Origin of the sequence: Streptomyces sp. NPDC127098 (assembly GCF_042722465.1) — a bacterium.
In the GTDB taxonomy this organism is placed as follows: domain Bacteria; phylum Actinomycetota; class Actinomycetes; order Streptomycetales; family Streptomycetaceae; genus Streptomyces; species Streptomyces millisiae.
In genome coordinates, this window is the sequence record NZ_JBHXFJ010000004.1 from 143,163 (window position 1) to 160,278 (window position 17,116).

A 17,116-nucleotide genomic window follows, 5' to 3' on the forward strand; every position below is an offset into this window, starting at 1 on the left:
GGTGGCCTCGCGCGGTACGGGCCGCGTGGCCCGGCGGCGAAGCCGCCGCGGGCCTCGGCCCCGGCCGGGCCGTTCACCGCACGCAGCGCGGTCAGGCCCCCCGCGCGGAGCGCGCAAAAGGGGCGGGTGGGCGGGGGAAAACCCGGCGCGGAGCGCCCTGGCCCCCGGCGGCGAAGCCGCCGCAGGCCCGGCCCGCAGGGCCACCTGCGCGCGAAGCGCGGAAAAGGGCGGGCGGGTGGGGAAAACCCGCGGAGCGCCGAAACACCCAGGTGGACCCCCGCCGCAGGACGCCGCCGACACCCCAGCCGTACCGTTAATCCGGCGCTCCGGAAAAACCGGGGCGTATCGGACTACGCGGAGGGCGACCCGGATGGCATGGGATCCCACGACGGCGGCCACGACCACCGTCGACGCCACGGCCGGCGCCACCCTTGACGCCGACGAGCCGCCGCGGCCGCTCTCCGCCGCCGAGGCGGAGGCACACGTCCGCCGCACCTGCTTCGCCGCCGCGCCCCCGCTCCGCACCGGCGTCGAGCTCGAGTGGCTGGTCCACGACCGCCGCGACCCCGGTCGCCTGGTCCCGCCCGAGGCGTTGGACGCCGCTCTCGCCCCGCTCGCCGTCCCCGGCGCACTGCCTGGCGGCTCCCGTGTCACCCGGGAGCCCGGCGGCCAGGTCGAGCTCAGCGGGCCGCCGGCCACCAGCCTGGTCGGCTGTGTCGGCGCAGCCGCCGACGACGTGGCGGCGCTGCGCCACGCGCTGGCCGCCGCCGGGCTGACCCCGGTCGGCCTCGGGCTCGACCCGTACCGCCTCCGCCCGCGCGTCCTCGACGCCCCCCGCTACCGCGCGATGGAGGCGTACTTCGACCACTTCGGTCCCAGCGGCCGGATCATGATGCGGGCCAGCGCCTCCGTCCAGGTCTGCGTCGACGCCGGCGACGCGTCGGACGGGCCGAGCGGCTACCGTGCCCGCTGGGAGCTGGCCCACAGGCTCGGTCCCGTGCTGGTCGCCGCGTTCGCCAACTCGCCGCTGTGGCACGGCCGTCCGACCGGCTGGCGGTCCACCCGGCAGGCGGTGTGGGCACGCGTCGACCCGGGCCGCACCCGCCCGCCGGAGCCGGACGGCGGCCCCGACGGCGACCCGCGCGCCGCCTGGGCCGGTTACGCCCTGGACGCGCCGCTGCTGTGCGTGCGCCGCGACCCGCCCGCCGCCTGGACGACCCCCCGCGCCCGCTCGTTCCGTTCCTGGCTGCGCGGACCGCATCGCCAGCCGGAACGGCCGCCCGCGCTGACCGACCTCGACTACCACCTCAGCACCCTGTTCCCGCCCGTCCGGCCCCGTGGCTGGCTCGAACTCCGCATGATCGACGCCCAGTCGGGCGACGACTGGATCGTGCCGGTCGCCGTCGTCCGCACCCTGCTCGACGACCCGGTGGCCGCCGAGGCAGGGCGCCGAGCCACCGAGCCGCTGACCGGCCCCGCCGGGTGGCCCCGCCCGGAGCTCTGGCTGCGGGCCGCCCGCCACGGTCCGGCCGACCCGCTGCTCGGTCCCGCCGTCCGTGCCTGCCTCGCCGCCGCCGAGTCCGCGCTGGCCCGCGACCCGGCGGACGCCCGACTGCGCGCCGCCGTAGGCCGGTTCGCCGACCGCTACGCCGAACGCGGCCGCTGCCCGGCCGACGACCACCTGGACAGCCTCGACCGCCCCGCACGACCCCCACGTGAAGGGGCGCGCCATGACTGACCACACCCTCACCCGGCCCCCCTCGGACGACGTCGACGACCTCGTCGAGGCCCTGGCCGCCGCCCGGCGCCGCACCCACGCCCTCACCGACTGCCTCCCGGACGACGAACTCGCCGCCCAGCACTCTCCGTTGATGTCCCCGCTGGTCTGGGACCTGGCGCACATAGGCAACCAGGAGGAGATCTGGCTGGTCCGCACCGCCGGCGGCCGCCCCGCGCTGCGGCCCGAACTCGACCCCCACTACGACGCGTTCCGCCACCCCCGGGCCGACCGCCCCGCGCTGCCGCTGCTCCCCCCGGAACCGGCCCGCCGCTACCTCGCCCAGGTCCGCGCCCAGGCCCTCGACGTGCTGGCCACCGCGCCGTCCGAGGCCCGCTTCCTCTTCCGGATGATCGCCCAACACGAGCAGCAGCACGACGAGACCATGCTCGCCACCCACCAACTCCGCCGCGGCCCGGCCGTCCTCGCCGCCCCGGACCCGCCCGCCGCGCCCGCCGACGCCGCCGGCCTGCCCCGCGAAGTCCTCGTCCCCGGCGGCCCGTTCACCATGGGCACCGACCTCGCCACCGACCCCGACGCGCTGGACAACGAACGCCCGGCGCACCGCGTCGACGTCCCCGCCTTCTGGCTGGACACCCTGCCCGTCACCAACGCCGCCTACCAGGAGTTCATCGCCGACGGCGGCTACGGACAGGCCCGTTGGTGGCACCCGGACGGCTGGCTCCACCGCCGGCGCGCCGAGCTCACCGCCCCCGCCCACTGGCACCGCGACGGCGACACCTGGCTGCGCCGCCGCTTCGGCCACGTCGAGCCCGTACCGCCGAACGAGCCGGTGCTGCACGTGAGTTGGTACGAGGCCGACGCCTACGCCCGCTGGGCGGGACGCCGGCTGCCCACCGAGGCCGAGTGGGAGAAGGCCGCCCGCCACGACCCGGCCACCGGCCGCTCCCGGCGCCACCCCTGGGGCGACGTGCCGCCCACCCCCGACCACGCCAACCTCGGCCAGCGCCACCTGCGTCCGGCGCCCGCCGGCAGCTACCCGGCCGGCGCCGCGCCCTGCGGCGCCAGGCAACTCCTCGGCGACGTCTGGGAGTGGACCGCCACCGACTTCACCGGCCACCCCGGCTTCGCCGCGCACCCCTACCGCGAGTACAGCGAGGTCTTCTTCGGCACCGAGTACAAGGTGCTGCGCGGCGGCTCCTTCGGCACCGGACCCGTCGCCTGCCGATCCACCTTCCGCAACTGGGACTTCCCCGTCCGCCGCCAGATCCTCGCCGGCTTCCGCACCGCCAGGAGCGCGTGATGTGCCGGCACCTGGCCTACCTCGGCCCGCCCCGGGCGCTGGCCGAGATCGTCACCGACCCGCCGCACAGCCTCTACGAACAGTCCTACGCGCCCCGGCGACAGACCGACGGGGGCCTCAACGCCGACGGCTTCGGCATCGGCTGGTACCCGCCGGGCGACCGCGCGGGGCCGGTCCGCTACCGGCGCGCCGTCCCCATCTGGGCGGACGCCAACTTCCCCGGCCTCGCACACCTGTTGCGCAGCGGCGCGGTGCTCGCCGCGGTCCGCTCCGCCTCCCCGGGCAACAGCCTTGAGGAGTCGGCCGCCGCGCCCTACGCGTTGGGACGCTGGCTGTTCTCCCTCAACGGTTTCGTGGAGCGCTGGGAGTCGCTGCCCGGCGACACCGGCGAGGCGCTGTCCGCCGCCGACCTGCTCACCATGGAGGCGCACACCGACGCCGCCCTGCTCTGGGTCATGGTCGCCCGCCGCCTCACCGCCGGCGCACCGGCCGGGGACGCGCTCGCCGAGGTCGCCAGACTCACCGCCGCGGCCCGCCCGGCGGCCCGCCTCAACCTCCTGCTCACCGACGGTCGCGCCATCGCCGCGATCCGCCGCGGCGCCTCCCTCCACTACCGCAGGACGAGCGACGAGGTGACCGTCGCGTCCGAGCCCACCACCGATGACCGCGACTGGCAGGAGGTCCCCGACCAGTCGCTCCTCCTCACCACCCAACACACCGCGGAGATAGCCCCGTTGTGACCCCACCCGAAAGGAACCCCCCATGACTCCGTCCACCACGGGCGACACCACAGGCCACTTCACCGTCGAACGCCGCATCGCCGCCGACCACCTCACCCGCGCGCTCCGCGCCGACGCCCAGGCCGGGCTGACCGAGAGCCCCAAGTCCCTGCCGCCCAAGTGGTTCTACGACGCCCGCGGCAGCATGCTCTTCGACCGCATCACCCGGCTCCCCGAGTACTACCTCACCCGCGCGGAACGCATGGTGCTGCGCGCCAACGCCCCGCGCATCGCCGAACTCACCGGCGCCCGTACCCTCGTCGAACTCGGCTCAGGATCATCGGAGAAGACCCGCATACTGCTCGACGCCCTCACCGCCGCCGGCACCCTGCGCCGCTACGCCCCCCTCGACGTCAGCGAGTCGGCGCTCACCGCCGCGGGCCAGGCGCTCGCCGCCGCCTACCCGGGTCTTGCGATCACCGCCACCGTCGCCGACTTCGAGACCGACCTCGCCCTCCCCGAGCCCTCCGCTGGGCCCCGCCTGGTCGCGTTCCTCGGCTCGACGCTCGGCAACCTCGACACCGAACAGCGCGCCGCCTTCCTCGGCCGGCTGCGCCAGGCACTGACCGCGGAGGGTGACGCGCTGCTGCTCGGCGTCGACCTCGTCAAGGACCCGGCCCGCATGCTGCGCGCCTACGACGACGGGCAGGGTGTCACGGCCGAGTTCAACAAGAACCTGCTCACCATCCTCAACCGCGAACTGGACGCCGACTTCGACCCCGGCGCCTTCGACCACCGCGCGATCTGGAACGAGGAGGAGGAACGCATGGAGATGCGGCTGCGGGCCCGCGTCACCCACAGCGTCAAGATCCCCACCCTCGACCTCACCCTGGACTTCCTGCGCGGCGAGGACCTGCGCACCGAGATCTCCGTCAAGTTCCGCCGCGAGGGGTTCGAGCCGGAGCTTGCCCAGGCCGGCTTCACGCTCGAACACTGGTGGACCGACCAACAGGAACGGTTCGCCGTGCTCCTCGCGGTGCCGGCCTGAGCCGCCCGGACCGCCTCACTGCTCGGTCGTGACCTCGATGCGCCGGGTGCCGGCGCCGGCCGCCTTCGGGATGCGCACCGTCAACAGCCCCTCGCGCAGCGTCGCGGTCACGCGCTCGGCGTCCACCTGACCCGGCAGCGTCGTCCGGTACTCGAACCGGCCGGTGCGCCGGGTCCCGCGGTGCAGCGTGCCCTGCCGCTCCTGCTCGGTGTACTCGCCGCTGATCGTCACCTCGCGCTCGTCGAGCTCGATGTCGATGTCCTGGCGGGCCATCCCGGGCAGCTCGCACTCGATCACGTACGCGTCGTCGAACTCGGTCAGATCCGCGAACGGCGTCCACGCCGTGCCGCGCGCGAGCCCACCGCCGACGGTCGACTCGAGCAGGGTTCCCATCCGACTGAAGAGATCATCGAACTCGGACATCGCGTCCCGACCCCACGACCGCTGACTCTCGGGCATCGGCCGCTGCCGTCGTGTGGGAAGTGTCATGGCGGCTCACCTCCATCAGGAGAATCGCGACATTTCCGCCACTCTCGATGCTAGTGACCGCCCCCGCCCCCTGTCACACGCGCCCCCGCCCCCCACCCCACCACCCGCTACACTGGTCGTCCACGACGCGCCTTCGTAGCTCAGGGGATAGAGCACCGCTCTCCTAAAGCGGGTGTCGCAGGTTCGAATCCTGCCGGGGGCACCAGGGGAAACGCCCCGGACCGATCACGGTCCGGGGCGTTTGACATCGGGTCTTGACATCGACGACGGTCAGCGACGGGCGGTCTTGCGTGACGAACGACGAGGCCCTGAAGCGGCTCAGGTCTCTCTGGGAGTGCCCGAGGATCACCATCACGACCCGCCACCCCGGCGGCCGTGAGGAGCGCACCTGTGCAGGGCGTCGTGCAGCCGTATCACCCGCGGCCCCGCGTTCTTCGCCACGAGGGTGAACGGCCGACATACGTTGCGCGGCTCCACGGGCCGCTCGGTCCGGGTGGTGGAGACGTAGTCCGACTCATGCCAGGTCTCCCCGCCTTCGCCTTAGCCGCCACCCACCTCATGGGGCGCCAGCCAAGAGGTGCGGGGCCTCGATCCACCTCGGGCTTCTCTTCCCGTGCGCGCCCACGTCAGGGTCATGGCGCTTCATGTGTGACTTGGGCGGTCGGCGTCGCCCACGGCCAGAGCGGCGGATATATGGTTGAGGTACCATAGCCATATGGCCTTGAAGAAGACGACCGTCATGGTCGACGAGGAGGACCTCGCGCTGATCAAGGAGGCGGCGGCGCGGGAGGGGCGGCCGGAGTCGGAGTACTTCCGGGAGGCCTTCCATCTCGCGGCCCTCCGCACCCGGCGTTGGAACGAGGAGTGGGACATCCCGCGCCTGGACTTCGGCGGCCCGGTCACCGCCGAGGAGATCGACCGAGCGGTCTCGGACGGCGTGGCGGACGCCGAGTGATCGTCGTCGGTGACACCTCCGGCCTGGTCGCCGCTCTCAACACCTCGGACCCCGAGCACAAAGCCGCCCGCACCGCCATGCAGGAGGCGGCGCTCACCGTGGTTTCGCCGCTGGTCATCCTGGAGATCGAGCACATCACCACGCGCAATGTCGACCGCCGGGCCGCGTACGTGGTGAACGACTGGCTGTTGGCCCAGGAAAGCACCGGACGTGTGGCCATCCCCGAGCTGTCCGCCGAGACGTTGCGTAAGGCCCGCACGGTCCAGAACCGTTACGCGGCTCTGCGGCTCGACCTGACCGACGCGGTGAACGTCGTCCTGGCCGAGGCGTTCGACACCGAGATCATCCTGACCCTCGACCGCCGGGACTTCAGAGCCGTCACCCCACTCACCGGCAACCACGCCTTTCGGCTTCTGCCCGACGACCTGTAAAGCCATCCGGCCCCGTACCGGAACAGTCGGGGACTGCGGTCAACGAGGGGCACGGCCGGGCCTTCCAGGCAACCGGCCAGGACGGCGTTCGTACGGGCCAGCGGGCATACGGCGGCCGTTGGCGCGGTGATTCCCAAGCCGGGGGCATTCGGTCTCTCCATGATCGTTCAGGTCGAACATCAGCCACTCGAGCCAAGCCGCCGTGACGCCCAAGGAGTCGGCCCACTTGTGCATGGTCCCCACATAGGCGGGGTATTCCGGGGCGTTCGACATCCGGTTCCACATCGATGATGGTGGTCAGCGGAGTCCCTGGGCGTCGGCCACTACCGGTTCCAGAACGCTTGCGTCCGCCGTCCACTCCATGCCGCTGCCGTCCACCGGGCGAACGTGTGCCTCGGCCTGCAGGACGCGGCCGGTCGCCGGATCGGTGACCAGTTGGCCCGCCAGCTCGTGTCCGACCCGGCGAACGGCGGTGTCCGGGCTCATCGTTCGGCCTCCCCGGGGCGCCAGTGGCAGTCGGTCGCGTGATCCTCGGCCGTCACGATGCCGAGGTGGCAGTAGCCGCGCGTCACCGGTTCGGACCTGCTGAGCGGACCTTCCAGGCCGGTGACGAGGGTGACGGTGTCGGGTGTCGGCTCAGTGGGTGGGGGAATCACGGCCATGGTCGGCTCCTCGCTCTCGATGCCAACGGACCGTATGGGCGGTACGACAGACCGTGAGTACGCACTTCGCGTGCCCCGCGCACAGGGGGACACATGAAGACTGAGCACCGAGTCTGCCGCCGTATCGCCTACTGGCGCGAGCGCCGAGGCCTCACCCAAGGCGACTTCGGGCGTCTGATGGGCCAGTCCCGGCGCTGGGTTCAGGATCTGGAGGGCGGCCAACGGCAGTCCGATCCGCGGTTGTCCGTGCTTCAGCGGGCGGCCGATGTCCTACGCATCCCCCTGGAGCAGCTTGTGGCCGATCCGAAGCCCGTGCCGGCGCGAAGGCCTCTGCCCGCCGAGGTGGTGGCCCTCGCCGACGCGCTGCGCAAGCGGCTCGACTTCTGCTGCCATGCCTGGGAGTCCTGCCACTACGTGGCGGCCGCACGCGACCTCCCCGCCCTCCTGGTGGCCGCGCACCGCGCGGCCGCCGACAGCAGCGGGGGCGCCGTGCTGCTGTCGCGCGCCTACCAGCTCTCGGCCAGTCTGCTGTTCAAGTACGGCTCGGCCTTGTGCGCGCCCGGAGTGCTCGCCGCCGATCGCGCGCTGGCCGCCGCCGAGACTTCCGGCGACCCGGTGGCCATCGGCGCCTCTGCCCGGCGGGTCACGCGTGGCCTGATCCACCAGCAACGGCACGGCGCCGCGACCGAGTACGCCACGATGCGGCCGACGAGCTCCGCGCCGATCTCGAAAAGGCCGGCACGCTGGGGCTGTCCACGCTCGGCATGCTGTACCTGGTCGCAGCCGTCGGCGCCACGGGCGGCGGACGCAGCCCGGCGGCTGTCGCGACCGCCGCCGACCGACTGGGCGCGGCCGCCGAGGTCGCCGAGCGACAGGGTGGCGACGGCGCCGACCTCACCGGCTTCGGCGCCACCAACGTGCGCCTGCACGAGGTCGATGTCCTGCTGCGCCTCGATGACGCCCGGGCGGCGGTCGAGGCTGGGCGGCGCATCGCCCCTGGCGCCCTGGCGGCCCTCGGTCGCGAGCGCCGCGCCCGGCACCTCGTCACGACGGCACGTGCCCTGGCCTTGACACGGCGGCGCGACGAGGCGTCGACCGCCCTCGTCGAGGTCGAGCGACTGGCCCCCGAGGAAGTGCGTCGGCCGGCCGTGGTGCCGGTCGTACGGGACCTGTTGTTGCTCGTGCCGGCCCCGTCGTTGGAGTTGCGCACGTTGGCCGAACGCTGTGGAGTTCGCGCATGACCAAGGTGCTGTACCTCATCGCCTGCGCGGCCGGCCCCGCGGAGTACCTCGACCAGGGTGTTCGGCAGGCGCGGGCCGCCGGGTGGGACGTGTGCCTGATCCTCACGCCGTCGGCCGCCCGCTGGTGGGAGCCGCGCCTGCCCGAACTGGCCGAGCTGACCGGTCACCCGGTGCGCTCGCGGTACAAACTGCCCTGGGAGAAGGACGCGTTGCCGAAGGCGACGGCGATGCTGGTGGCGCCGCTGACCACCACCAGCGCCTGCAAGTGGGCCGCCGGCATCACCGACACCGTCGCCCTCGGCCTCCCGGCCGAGGGCGTGCACCTCGGCGTACCCGTGGTGGCCATGCCGTTCTGGTCCACCGCGCTCGGCGCGCAGCCGGCGGTCGGCCGGTCGGTGGCGACGCTGCGCGAGCAGGGGGTGCGCGTCGTCTTCGGCGCCGGCGAGCCACACCCGCCGAAGAGGGGCGATGCCGCTGGCTTCCCGTGGGCGCAGGGGCTGGCCGCTCTCGCCTGACTCCGGGGGCAGTGCCTCAGGAGATGGTCGATCCATCCCGTCTCCCGGTGATGTCGGGCCCCACTCGCCTCTACCGCCTCGTCGGTAACGGAAAGTTGCGGCCCTGTGTCACTGAGTTCACGGCCGCTCCGTCGGTTATGTGGACGGAACGTGGCAGGACGGAAACTGACGGCTCATCAGTGTGTGCGTGTCGTTCGCCAGAGTGGACCGCATGACTCACTCCCCAGCAGCAGACCAGCAGGTGACCGAGGAGACGCTGTACGACCGGCTCGGCGGGGAGACCGCCGTGGTGGCGGTCGTCGAGATCTTCTACGGGAAGGTGTTGGCCGACGAGGCGCTCGCCGGATACTTCGACGGCGTCGACGTCGACCGGCTCAAGCGGCACCAGAGCCGCTTCATCGGGCAGGCGCTCGGGGCCGCCAGGCCCTACAGCGGGCGGTCCATGGAGAAGGCGCACGGGCATCTCGCCATCACGGACGCGGCGTTCGACCGGGTGGTGGGGCATCTCGCGGCCTCACTCGCCGAGGCCGGCGTCGACGAGGAGACCATCGGGGTGATCGCCGCCAAACTCGGGCCGCTCCGGGCCGACATCGTCACCGCCTGACAGTCGGCGGGGTGGCGCACGTCACACCCCGGCCGTGTCACGGACGGGAGGGGCCGCCGCATCTGCTGGTCGTCACCGACCGACGGAGAAGGCGGAGCGATGAGCGCACAGCACGAAGAGCAGCGGCAGCATCACGTGGTCGTCCTGGGGGCCGGGTACGCCGGCCTGGCCGCGGCGGTGCAGCTGGCGGCCCGCGCGAGGAAGCGGGCCGACGTGGCGGTCACCGTGGTGAACGGGCAGGAGCGGTTCACCGAGCGGATGCGGCTGCACGCTGCGGCGACCGGGCAGCGGCTGGCCGAACTGAGCGTGCCCGAGCTGCTGGACGGCACCGGCGCCCGGTTCCTGCGCGGCTGGGTGACGGCGGTGGACGCCGACGCACGGACCGTGCGGGTCGACGACGAGCGGGTGCTGCGCTACGACACGCTGGTGTACGCGCTGGGCGGGGTGGCGGACACGGCGGCGGTGCCGGGGGCCCGGGAGCACGCCCACACGTTGGACGGCGCGCAGGACGCCGAGGTGCTGGCCGAACGGCTGGCGCGGCTCGGCGACGGCGGGACCGTCGTGGTCGGCGGCAGCGGGCTGACCGGCGTCGAGGCGGCCGCCGAGATCGCCGAGTGGCACCCGAGGCTCGACGTCGTCCTGCTGGGCAGGACCGGGCCGGGCGCCACCATGAACCCACGGGCCCGGGCGCATGTGCGGGCCGCGCTCGACCGGCTCGGGGTCCGGGTGCGCGCCGGCGTCGAGGTGGCGAAGGTGCTGCCGGGATCGGTCGAGTTGGCGGGCGGTGAGAGCGTCCCCGCCGACGCGGTGCTGTGGACCAGCGGCACGCGGGTCTCACCGCTGGCGGCCGCCGCGGGACTGACCGTGGACGAGCGGGGGCGCGTCGTCGTCGACGCCGCGTTGCGCTCGGTGTCGCACCCGGAGGTGTACGCGGTCGGGGACGCGGCCGCGATCACCCAGGGGTACGGCGTCATGCACGGCACCTGCCAGGGCGGCATGCCGACGGGTGTGCACGCCGCCCTGACGATCCTGCGGGTGCTGGCGGGCCGGCGGCCCAGGCCGTTCAGGTTCGGCTACTACCACACGCCGGTGAGCCTGGGCCGGGGTGACGCGGTGGTGCAGTTCACCCGCCCCGACGACAGCCCGCGCCGGGTCTGCCTCACCGGCCGCGCGGCGGTCTGGTACAAGGAGACGGTGACCGCCGCGCCGTGGCCGACCTACGGCCGGATGAGGAAGCTGCCCGCCTCGGGCGCGTTCTGGCCGCGCGGCGGCCGTTTCACCCGCACCCGGAAGGCGCTGTGACCGTGCCGGGCACCGACGACGACCAGCGGGTGTTCGGTGAGCATCGGAGGCTGCTGTTCTCCGTCGCCTACCGCGTCCTCGGCTCGGCGGCCGACGCCGAGGACGCCGTCCAGGACGCGTGGCTCAGGTGGTCGGCCGCCGACCGCTCCCAGGTGGCCGACCCCAGGGCGTACCTGACGCGGATCGTGACCAACGAGGCGCTGGCGCAGTTGCGTTCCGCCCGGCACAAGCGGGAGAGCTACGTGGGCCCCTGGCTGCCGGAGCCCATCCTCACCAGCGGTGACACCGCGGACGCGGTCACCGACGCCGAGTCGGTGTCGACGGCGATGCTGGTGGTGCTGGAGACGCTCTCCCCGCTGGAGCGCGCCGTGTTCGTGCTGAAGGAGGTCTTCGACTTCAGCCACGCCGAGATCGCCGAGGCCGTGGAGCGCTCCGAGCCCGCGGTGCGGCAGGCCGCGCACCGCGCGCGGGAGCACGTGCGGGCCCGGCGGCCCCGCTTCACCGCCGACCGCGCCCGGCAACGCGACGTCACCGAGCGGTTCTTCGCGGCGGCGACCGGCGGTGACGTCAACGCCCTGATGGAGTTGCTCTCCCCGGACGTCACGCTGTGGACGGACGGCGGCGGCAAGGTGCGCCAGGCGCTGCGCCCGGTGGTGGGCGCGGCGACGGTGGCCTCCTGGTTCGCGGCTATCGGCACCGTCACCTACCAGGGCGTCGACCCGGCCGACATGCGCGCCGAACTCGTCGAGCTCAACGGCGGCCCCGGCATCCTGTTCAGCGCGCCGGGCCGGGTGATCGCCACCGTCACCCTCGACTTCGACGCGGATGGCCGGGTGACGGCGATCCACAACGTCGCCAACCCCGACAAGCTGCGCGCCGTCGCCGGCGGCACCGCTCACGACGTTAGGCCACCGCGGTAAGTTTTCGCGCTCGGCCGGACATTACTGAGCATGGAATCGGAAGCACAGGCTGATGAGGCCGATCGGTTCGACCGGCTCTACCGGGCGACCTATCGCCGGGTGTTGGCCTTCGTCCTCCGTCAGGTCCCTGAACCCGCCGCGCAGGACGTGGTGTCCGAGGCGTACACGGTGGCGTGGCGGAAGCGTCGGCAGCTGCCGGAGGAGGAGCACGAGGCCGCGCTGTGGCTGATGGGCGTCGCCCGCAGGGTGCTCGCCAACCAGACCAGGAGCCAGCGGCGTTGGGCGCGGCTGCTGCTCCGCGCGGCAGAACACCCGCCGCCGCCGGTGGTGGTCGCGGACGACAGCGGCATCGGGCCGGCGCTGACCACCCTGTCGGCCGCCGACCAGGAGGTCCTGCGACTGGCGTACTGGGACGACCTGCCACACCGCGACATCGGCGTGGTCCTCGGCGTCTCGGCCGCGGCCGTCGCCACCCGTCTTTCCCGCGCCCGGGAGCGACTGCGCGTGGCCCTGGACACCCTGAGGAACGAGGAGAAGACACATGCCGACGTCTGAAGAGGAAGTGGTGCGGATGTTCCGCGAGGCGGATCCGGTGGCCGACCGCGCGCTGCCCGAGCCGCCGCCGTTCCGCGCCCCGGCGCGTTCGCGGCGCCGGCTGGTGGTCTCCCTGGTGGCCGCGGTGGCCGTCGGCGGCGCGACGGCCGCCGGGACGAGCTGGATCGTGGGTGACGGGGAGGGGCACTCCTTCGACTCGACCAGCGTCAACTGCATGGCGGCCGATGGCCGAGGGGACGCCGTCGTCGGCTTCAACCCGGTGACCGACGATCCCCGGGAACGGTGCGCCGAGATGTGGGAGGAGGTGTTGAGTGAGCCGGTCCCCGCCGAACTCACGCCCTGCGTGGGCTGGAACGGGGTCGGGTACTCGATCCATGTGTGGCCCGGCAGCGGCCGCGAGGTCTGTGCCGAGCGGGAGTCCGACCCGTGGGCCGGGCCGACTCCGGAGCAACTGTCCTTCGGCCAGCTCAGGCTGGACCTGGAACGTGAGTTCGGCGCCGGCGAGTGCCTGCCGCGTGCGGAGGGGGAGCGCCTGGTCGTCGGACTCCTCAGGGACAACGGGCTGGAGGGCTGGACGGTCCGCCTCGCCGATCCGAAGGGGCCCGTTCAGGACTGCGTGGAGTTGGCCCACTACCTGGAGAACCGCCGGGAGGTCTTCCTCCAGGCACGGTCGGTGGACGGAGACTAGCCCTCGCCGTCCTCGGCCCTGACCTGCCGCAGGGTGCGGCCGGTGCGGGTGGAGCGGGCGCGTTGGGGGTCGGGGGTGCCGCGGGACGAGGTGTGGCGGTCGGCGCGCTTCACCAGCAGCCAGGCGTTCTCGCGGAACCGGGTGAGGGCGTAACCGCCGTGCAGCTTCGTGCCGTCGAGTCGGAAGGACAGGTGGCCGCGGTCCAACGCCTCGGCGACCGGGCGGCCTTCGACGTGGTAGGTGCCCTCGTCCCAGATGATCACCGGGCCCGCGCCGTACTCGCCCTCGCCGATGACCCCCTCGAAGTCCCGGTACTCCAGCGGGTGGTCCTCGGTCGGCATGGCGAGCCGCTTGTCCTGCGGGTCGGTCGAGGGCCCCTTGGGGATCGCCCAGGACTTCAGGACGCCGTCCGCCTCGAGACGGAAGTCGAAGTGCGTGGAGGAGGCGTCGTGGATCTGCACCACGAACCGCGGCTCCGCGCCCGGCGCGGACTCGCCGCCCCGCGGCTCCGCCGTCCTGCCGAAGTCCCGCTTCCGCCGGTACTCGGTGAGGTCGTTCCTGGCCACCCCACCATGCTGGCAGCGCTACCCCCACACCGCATCCGGAACGACGACCCCCTCGCGCAGCTCGGCCGTCCGCCCCTCCTCGTGGGCCGCGAGCGCGGCGGCGACCCGGCGGGCGAGCACCGGGACGAGCCGCTCGCCCACCAGCGCCGGCTCGACGAACGCGAACGCGCGCAGCTCGTCGGCCGGGAGGCGGATCGCGGCGATCTCGGCCGGCGACAGCAGCCCGCCGTCGTACACGTGGTTCAGGCCCTCGCTCCGCCCCGGCCTGGGCCCCGTCCAGTCCACGGCGAGCAGCCGGCCCAACGGTCGCGTCAGGCCCAGTTCCTCCTCGACCTCCCGGACCGCCCCGTCCCGTGGGCTCTCGTCCTCCTCGACGCCGCCGCCCGGGATCTCCCACGGCTCCTTGTACACGGGGTCAACCAGCAGCACCCGCCCCGCGTGGTCGAGGAAGAGCGCGCCGGCGGACACCCGCTTGCGGGGCAGCGACCGGTCGTACTCCGAGATCTCCGACGAGTCGGAGAGAGACGAGGAAATGGTCATGGCCGGGAGGCTAGCGGGCGCGCGCCGGCGCCGGCGGTAGGCGCCCCGCGTCCCGGCGCGGCGTTCCAGCCGTACAGGGTTTCCGCAGGTCAGAGGTGGTTTTCGCGTTCCCGCATGTCTGATCGAGTGGTGGGCGTTGTGGGTGGGACGGGGGCCGGTCGAGACTCCGTGGCGTTGGCACAACCATTCGGATGGCTCGTCCATCCGGTTTCTCAGGGGGGACTTTCGTCATGACCAACCGTTCTGGCCTCGCCCGCGCCGCCGGTGTCGTCGGGATCAGCATGGCCGCGCTCGCCGGCACCCTCGCGTTCGGTGGGGGCACCGCGAGCGCGGACACCGGGTACCGGCCGCTGGAGGCGGGGGACCTGCCGGCCAGCTCGACGCCGTGGACCGCGGGGGCGCCCACGGCCGGCGCGGGCGACCCGCTGTTCTGCCTGGAGGGCGTGGTCCCGGACCGCGGCACGGTGCGGCGTGACTTCCGTACCGAGCTCGACACCTCGGCCACCCAGCTCATCATCGAGCGGAACAGCGCGGCCGCCGCCCGCCGGACGGTGAACAGCCTGCGCGCGGCCATCGAGGACTGCGCGGACGACTTCGAGCGGCAGCACCCGGACAACACCGCCGATTGGGTCGACTACGGGGACGTCGCCGCCGGGGACGGCGGGCACGTCTACGGCATCGACTCGTCCAACGAGGGCTACACCCAGGACGTGCACCTCTTCGGCGTCGGCCGCGAGGGCGACGTGGTCACGGTCGTGGTGTGGGGGCAGATGGGCCGGCTCGACTCCGCGCCCGTCGAGGAGTTCCGCGACACCACGGGCACGGCCGTGGAACGGCTCGGCTGAGGGGGCGCCCCCGGCGTCTGCCGGGGATGATGTGGGCATGGCGCGGACGGGTCAGGCCGAGGCCGGGGAGCTGACGGCCGGCTCCCCGGCCGGGCGGCGGGTGCTCGCCTGCGCCGTGCTCGGCTCGGGGATGGCGATGCTCGACGGCACCATCGTCACCGTCGCGCTGCCCCGCATCGGGGCCGACCTCGGGGTGCCGCTCTCCGACCTGCAGTGGACGCTCAACGCGTACATGCTCACCCTGGCCGGTCTCATCCTGCTCGGCGGCGGCCTGGGGGACCGCTACGGGCGGCGGCGCGTCTTCGTCTGGGGCGTCGTGTGGTTCACGGTGGCCTCGCTGCTGTGCGGGGTGGCGCCCGGCGGGCCGGCGCTGATCGGCGCGCGCGCCCTGCAGGGGGTGGGCGGCGCGCTGCTCACGCCGGGGTCGCTGGCGCTGATCCAGTCCTCGTTCAGGACCGAGGAGCGGGCCAAGGCGGTCGGCCTGTGGTCGGGGCTCGGCGGGGTCGCCACCGCCCTCGGTCCCTTCCTCGGCGGCTGGCTGGTGGACGGTCCGGGATGGCGCTGGATCTTCTTCATCAACGTGCCGCTCGCGGCCGCCATCCTGTTGCTGTCCCGTGGCGTGCCGGAGAGCCGCGACTGGCGGGCCACCGGCCGGTTCGACGTGCTGGGCGCCGCGCTGGCCGCGCTCGGCCTCGGCGGGGTCACCTACGCGCTGATCGGCCGCTTCTGGCCGGCGGCGGTCGGCGGCCTGCTGGTCGCGGCCGGCTTCGTGTGGTGGGAACGCCGCACCCCGCGGCCCATGCTGCCGCTCGGCGTCTTCCGTTCCCGGCTCTTCACCAGCACCAACCTGGTGACGCTCTGCCTCTACGCGGCGCTCGGCGGCGTGTTCTTCCTGCTGCCGACCCAGCTGCAGAACGGCCTCGGCTACGACGCGCTGGGCGCGGGCCTCGCCACGCTGCCGATGACGCTGCTGCTGACGGCGTTGTCCGGGCCCGCCGGGGCGCTGGCGCAGCGGATCGGGCCGCGGCTGCCAATGGCGCTGGGCGCGCTCCTCGGGGCGTGCGGGCTGCTGTTGCTGCACCGGGTGCGGCCAGGCGGCTCCTACCTGGGGGACGTGCTGCCGGGCGTCGTGGTGCTCGGCCTCGGGTTGAGCCTGTTCGTGGCGCCGCTGACGGCGACCGTGCTGGCGTCCGTGACGGTACGGCGGGCCGGCGTGGCCAGCGGCGTCAACAACGCGGCGGCGCGGGTGGCGCAGCTGGTCGCGGTCGCCGCGCTGCCGCTGGTCATCGGACTCTCCGCCGACCAGTACCGCTCCTCGGCCGCCGTGGACGCGGCGTTCGGCCGGGCGGTGTGGATCTGCGCCGGCCTGATGGCGGCCGGCGGCCTGCTCACCCTGGCGACGGTGCCCGGCCGACTCCCGCGGGAGGAGGGCGAGCCGGCGCCGACGCCGGAGTGCACCCCGCACTGCGCGGTCAACGCGCCGCCGCTTGAGCCGGGGCGCGGGGAGCGGGACCGCTCAGGGCCGGGGCCCGCCGCGTAGCGGACACGGCAGCCGGGGGTCCGTGTGGTTGGGGGAGCAGCCGATGACGTCCAGGGTGAGGTAGCCGGTGCCGCGCAGGTACCAGCCGGCGTGCACGTCGCCGCCCCAGCCCAGGGTCTCGGCGGCGAGCGCGGCCCGGGCCGCCGCCCGCTCCCGGTCGTGCTCGACGGCGAAGGCGGGCGCGGCGCGGCCCAGCTCGCGCCGGAACCACTCGGCCGCCTCCTCGGCCGTCCGGCAGGTGTGGGTGATGGCGGAGGCGGGCCGCAGCAGCCAGTGGCTGATCACGACCGGGGTGCAGGTGTTGGCCAGGAAATTGGGGGAGGGGGCGGACCAGGGGCCTGGCCTGCGGTCGGCCTCCTGGTCGTAGACGCGGCGCTCCCCCTGCCAGTGGTACGCGTGAAAGTGCGCGGGTGCCGTCACAACACTTCTTGGTCGTCAACCCGGGGTGCCGGCTG

21 protein-coding genes, 1 tRNA gene and 1 pseudogene are annotated in these 17,116 nt (G+C 73.7%); 17 read left to right on the forward strand and 6 right to left on the reverse strand.

What is annotated here, in order from left to right:
- The first annotated feature begins 370 nt into the window (after positions 1-370).
- The 4 genes from egtA to egtD are packed head-to-tail and all read left to right on the forward strand — an operon-like array spanning position 371 to position 4,808.
- Positions 371-1,738 carry an ergothioneine biosynthesis glutamate--cysteine ligase EgtA gene (egtA, locus tag ACFWI8_RS04770; protein ID WP_387085688.1) on the forward strand — a complete coding sequence of 456 codons (1,368 nt, stop codon included), beginning with the start codon at positions 371-373 and terminating at the stop codon, positions 1,736-1,738.
- The gene (gene egtB / locus ACFWI8_RS04775; protein ID WP_387085691.1) at positions 1,731-3,041 is read left to right on the forward strand and encodes an ergothioneine biosynthesis protein EgtB; all 1,311 of its coding nucleotides are present in this window, start codon (positions 1,731-1,733) and stop codon (positions 3,039-3,041) included. The genes egtA and egtB overlap by 8 nt, the downstream gene beginning before the upstream one ends.
- Entirely contained in the window at positions 3,041-3,781 is a 741-nt protein-coding gene (egtC, locus tag ACFWI8_RS04780) for an ergothioneine biosynthesis protein EgtC (protein ID WP_387085694.1), read from the forward strand. The genes egtB and egtC overlap by 1 nt, the downstream gene beginning before the upstream one ends.
- A gap of 22 nt (positions 3,782-3,803) precedes the next feature.
- Entirely contained in the window at positions 3,804-4,808 is a 1,005-nt protein-coding gene (egtD, locus tag ACFWI8_RS04785; RefSeq protein ID WP_387085697.1) for an L-histidine N(alpha)-methyltransferase, read from the forward strand.
- A gap of 15 nt (positions 4,809-4,823) precedes the next feature.
- Here the strand turns inward: egtD and ACFWI8_RS04790 are convergent, their stop codons facing one another.
- The gene (locus tag ACFWI8_RS04790) at positions 4,824-5,201 is read right to left on the reverse strand and encodes an Hsp20/alpha crystallin family protein (protein ID WP_387085700.1); all 378 of its coding nucleotides are present in this window, start codon (positions 5,199-5,201) and stop codon (positions 4,824-4,826) included.
- Between the two features lie 225 nt (positions 5,202-5,426).
- Here ACFWI8_RS04790 and ACFWI8_RS04795 point away from each other — a divergent pair.
- From ACFWI8_RS04795 to ACFWI8_RS04805, 3 genes are all read left to right on the forward strand, one after another.
- Positions 5,427-5,502: transfer RNA gene (locus tag ACFWI8_RS04795), tRNA-Arg, on the forward strand.
- A gap of 510 nt (positions 5,503-6,012) precedes the next feature.
- The gene (locus ACFWI8_RS04800; protein ID WP_387085703.1) at positions 6,013-6,252 is read left to right on the forward strand and encodes a ribbon-helix-helix protein, CopG family; all 240 of its coding nucleotides are present in this window, start codon (positions 6,013-6,015) and stop codon (positions 6,250-6,252) included.
- A complete protein-coding gene (locus tag ACFWI8_RS04805; RefSeq protein ID WP_387085706.1) occupies positions 6,249-6,683 on the forward strand; it encodes a PIN domain-containing protein in 435 nt (144 codons plus the stop codon). The genes ACFWI8_RS04800 and ACFWI8_RS04805 overlap by 4 nt, the downstream gene beginning before the upstream one ends.
- 297 nt (positions 6,684-6,980) lie before the next feature.
- Here the strand turns inward: ACFWI8_RS04805 and ACFWI8_RS04810 are convergent, their stop codons facing one another.
- On the reverse strand, positions 6,981-7,169 hold the full coding sequence (locus ACFWI8_RS04810) for a hypothetical protein (RefSeq protein ID WP_387085709.1): 189 nt from the start codon (positions 7,167-7,169) through the stop codon (positions 6,981-6,983).
- Positions 7,166-7,345, reverse strand: a complete 180-nt coding sequence (locus ACFWI8_RS04815) for a hypothetical protein (RefSeq protein WP_387085712.1) — start codon at positions 7,343-7,345, stop codon at positions 7,166-7,168. The genes ACFWI8_RS04810 and ACFWI8_RS04815 overlap by 4 nt, the downstream gene beginning before the upstream one ends.
- Positions 7,346-7,522: 177 nt before the next feature.
- Here ACFWI8_RS04815 and ACFWI8_RS04820 point away from each other — a divergent pair.
- The 8 genes and pseudogenes from ACFWI8_RS04820 to ACFWI8_RS04855 form a co-directional block, all read left to right on the forward strand.
- A pseudogene (locus tag ACFWI8_RS04820) lies at positions 7,523-7,579 on the forward strand (hypothetical protein); the annotation flags it as partial.
- Between the two features lie 530 nt (positions 7,580-8,109).
- Positions 8,110-8,586, forward strand: a complete 477-nt coding sequence (locus tag ACFWI8_RS04825) for a hypothetical protein (protein WP_387085880.1) — start codon at positions 8,110-8,112, stop codon at positions 8,584-8,586.
- The gene (locus tag ACFWI8_RS04830) at positions 8,583-9,101 is read left to right on the forward strand and encodes a flavoprotein (RefSeq protein WP_387085715.1); all 519 of its coding nucleotides are present in this window, start codon (positions 8,583-8,585) and stop codon (positions 9,099-9,101) included. The genes ACFWI8_RS04825 and ACFWI8_RS04830 overlap by 4 nt, the downstream gene beginning before the upstream one ends.
- 211 nt (positions 9,102-9,312) lie before the next feature.
- Positions 9,313-9,705: a group 1 truncated hemoglobin gene (locus ACFWI8_RS04835; RefSeq protein ID WP_387085718.1), complete on the forward strand. Its 393-nt coding sequence runs from the start codon at positions 9,313-9,315 to the stop codon at positions 9,703-9,705.
- 99 nt (positions 9,706-9,804) lie between these two features.
- Positions 9,805-11,007, forward strand: a complete 1,203-nt coding sequence (locus tag ACFWI8_RS04840; protein ID WP_387085721.1) for an NAD(P)/FAD-dependent oxidoreductase — start codon at positions 9,805-9,807, stop codon at positions 11,005-11,007.
- Between the two features lie 2 nt (positions 11,008-11,009).
- Complete coding sequence (locus tag ACFWI8_RS04845) at positions 11,010-11,927, forward strand: RNA polymerase sigma-70 factor (RefSeq protein WP_387085724.1); 918 nt, start codon at positions 11,010-11,012, stop codon at positions 11,925-11,927.
- Between the two features lie 30 nt (positions 11,928-11,957).
- On the forward strand, positions 11,958-12,482 hold the full coding sequence (locus ACFWI8_RS04850; RefSeq protein ID WP_387085727.1) for an RNA polymerase sigma factor: 525 nt from the start codon (positions 11,958-11,960) through the stop codon (positions 12,480-12,482).
- Positions 12,469-13,170: a hypothetical protein gene (locus ACFWI8_RS04855; protein ID WP_387085730.1), complete on the forward strand. Its 702-nt coding sequence runs from the start codon at positions 12,469-12,471 to the stop codon at positions 13,168-13,170. The genes ACFWI8_RS04850 and ACFWI8_RS04855 overlap by 14 nt, the downstream gene beginning before the upstream one ends.
- Here the strand turns inward: ACFWI8_RS04855 and ACFWI8_RS04860 are convergent.
- Positions 13,167-13,736 carry a DNA polymerase ligase N-terminal domain-containing protein gene (locus ACFWI8_RS04860; RefSeq protein ID WP_387085732.1) on the reverse strand — a complete coding sequence of 190 codons (570 nt, stop codon included), beginning with the start codon at positions 13,734-13,736 and terminating at the stop codon, positions 13,167-13,169. The two genes, ACFWI8_RS04855 and ACFWI8_RS04860, sit on opposite strands and share 4 nt — an antisense overlap.
- Before the next feature lie 18 nt (positions 13,737-13,754).
- A complete protein-coding gene (locus ACFWI8_RS04865; protein ID WP_387085735.1) occupies positions 13,755-14,276 on the reverse strand; it encodes an NUDIX domain-containing protein in 522 nt (173 codons plus the stop codon).
- A 230-nt stretch (positions 14,277-14,506) separates the two neighbouring features.
- Here ACFWI8_RS04865 and ACFWI8_RS04870 point away from each other — a divergent pair, with 230 nt between their 5' ends.
- A complete protein-coding gene (locus ACFWI8_RS04870) occupies positions 14,507-15,121 on the forward strand; it encodes a hypothetical protein (protein WP_387085738.1) in 615 nt (204 codons plus the stop codon).
- A gap of 37 nt (positions 15,122-15,158) precedes the next feature.
- Positions 15,159-16,661 carry an MFS transporter gene (locus ACFWI8_RS04875; RefSeq protein ID WP_387085741.1) on the forward strand — a complete coding sequence of 501 codons (1,503 nt, stop codon included), beginning with the start codon at positions 15,159-15,161 and terminating at the stop codon, positions 16,659-16,661.
- On the opposite strand, the gene ACFWI8_RS04880 is transcribed toward ACFWI8_RS04875, so the two are convergent.
- Positions 16,638-17,081 (reverse strand): hypothetical protein, encoded by a 444-nt coding sequence (locus ACFWI8_RS04880; RefSeq protein ID WP_387085744.1) that lies wholly within the window; start codon positions 17,079-17,081, stop codon positions 16,638-16,640. The two genes, ACFWI8_RS04875 and ACFWI8_RS04880, sit on opposite strands and share 24 nt — an antisense overlap.
- Between the last annotated feature and the right edge of the window lie 35 nt (positions 17,082-17,116).

Excerpts from the sequence above, each read along its gene's own strand:
- egtB (WP_387085691.1), top strand. The coding sequence starts at position 1,731 with ATGACTGACCACACCCTCACCCGGCCCCCCTCGGACGACGTCGACGAC.
- ACFWI8_RS04790 (WP_387085700.1), bottom strand. The coding sequence starts at position 5,201 with ATGGGAACCCTGCTCGAGTCGACCGTCGGCGGTGGGCTCGCGCGCGGC.
- ACFWI8_RS04850 (WP_387085727.1), top strand. The coding sequence starts at position 11,958 with ATGGAATCGGAAGCACAGGCTGATGAGGCCGATCGGTTCGACCGGCTC.
- egtC (WP_387085694.1), top strand. The coding sequence starts at position 3,041 with ATGTGCCGGCACCTGGCCTACCTCGGCCCGCCCCGGGCGCTGGCCGAG.
- ACFWI8_RS04865 (WP_387085735.1), bottom strand. The coding sequence starts at position 14,276 with ATGACCATTTCCTCGTCTCTCTCCGACTCGTCGGAGATCTCGGAGTAC.
- egtD (WP_387085697.1), top strand. The coding sequence starts at position 3,804 with ATGACTCCGTCCACCACGGGCGACACCACAGGCCACTTCACCGTCGAA.
- egtA (WP_387085688.1), top strand. The coding sequence starts at position 371 with ATGGCATGGGATCCCACGACGGCGGCCACGACCACCGTCGACGCCACG.
- ACFWI8_RS04810 (WP_387085709.1), bottom strand. The coding sequence starts at position 7,169 with ATGAGCCCGGACACCGCCGTTCGCCGGGTCGGACACGAGCTGGCGGGC.
- ACFWI8_RS04800 (WP_387085703.1), top strand. The coding sequence starts at position 6,013 with ATGGCCTTGAAGAAGACGACCGTCATGGTCGACGAGGAGGACCTCGCG.
- ACFWI8_RS04815 (WP_387085712.1), bottom strand. The coding sequence starts at position 7,345 with ATGGCCGTGATTCCCCCACCCACTGAGCCGACACCCGACACCGTCACC.
- ACFWI8_RS04875 (WP_387085741.1), top strand. The coding sequence starts at position 15,159 with ATGGCGCGGACGGGTCAGGCCGAGGCCGGGGAGCTGACGGCCGGCTCC.
- ACFWI8_RS04830 (WP_387085715.1), top strand. The coding sequence starts at position 8,583 with ATGACCAAGGTGCTGTACCTCATCGCCTGCGCGGCCGGCCCCGCGGAG.
- ACFWI8_RS04855 (WP_387085730.1), top strand. The coding sequence starts at position 12,469 with ATGCCGACGTCTGAAGAGGAAGTGGTGCGGATGTTCCGCGAGGCGGAT.
- ACFWI8_RS04825 (WP_387085880.1), top strand. The coding sequence starts at position 8,110 with ATGCTGTACCTGGTCGCAGCCGTCGGCGCCACGGGCGGCGGACGCAGC.
- ACFWI8_RS04840 (WP_387085721.1), top strand. The coding sequence starts at position 9,805 with ATGAGCGCACAGCACGAAGAGCAGCGGCAGCATCACGTGGTCGTCCTG.
- ACFWI8_RS04870 (WP_387085738.1), top strand. The coding sequence starts at position 14,507 with ATGACCAACCGTTCTGGCCTCGCCCGCGCCGCCGGTGTCGTCGGGATC.
- ACFWI8_RS04835 (WP_387085718.1), top strand. The coding sequence starts at position 9,313 with ATGACTCACTCCCCAGCAGCAGACCAGCAGGTGACCGAGGAGACGCTG.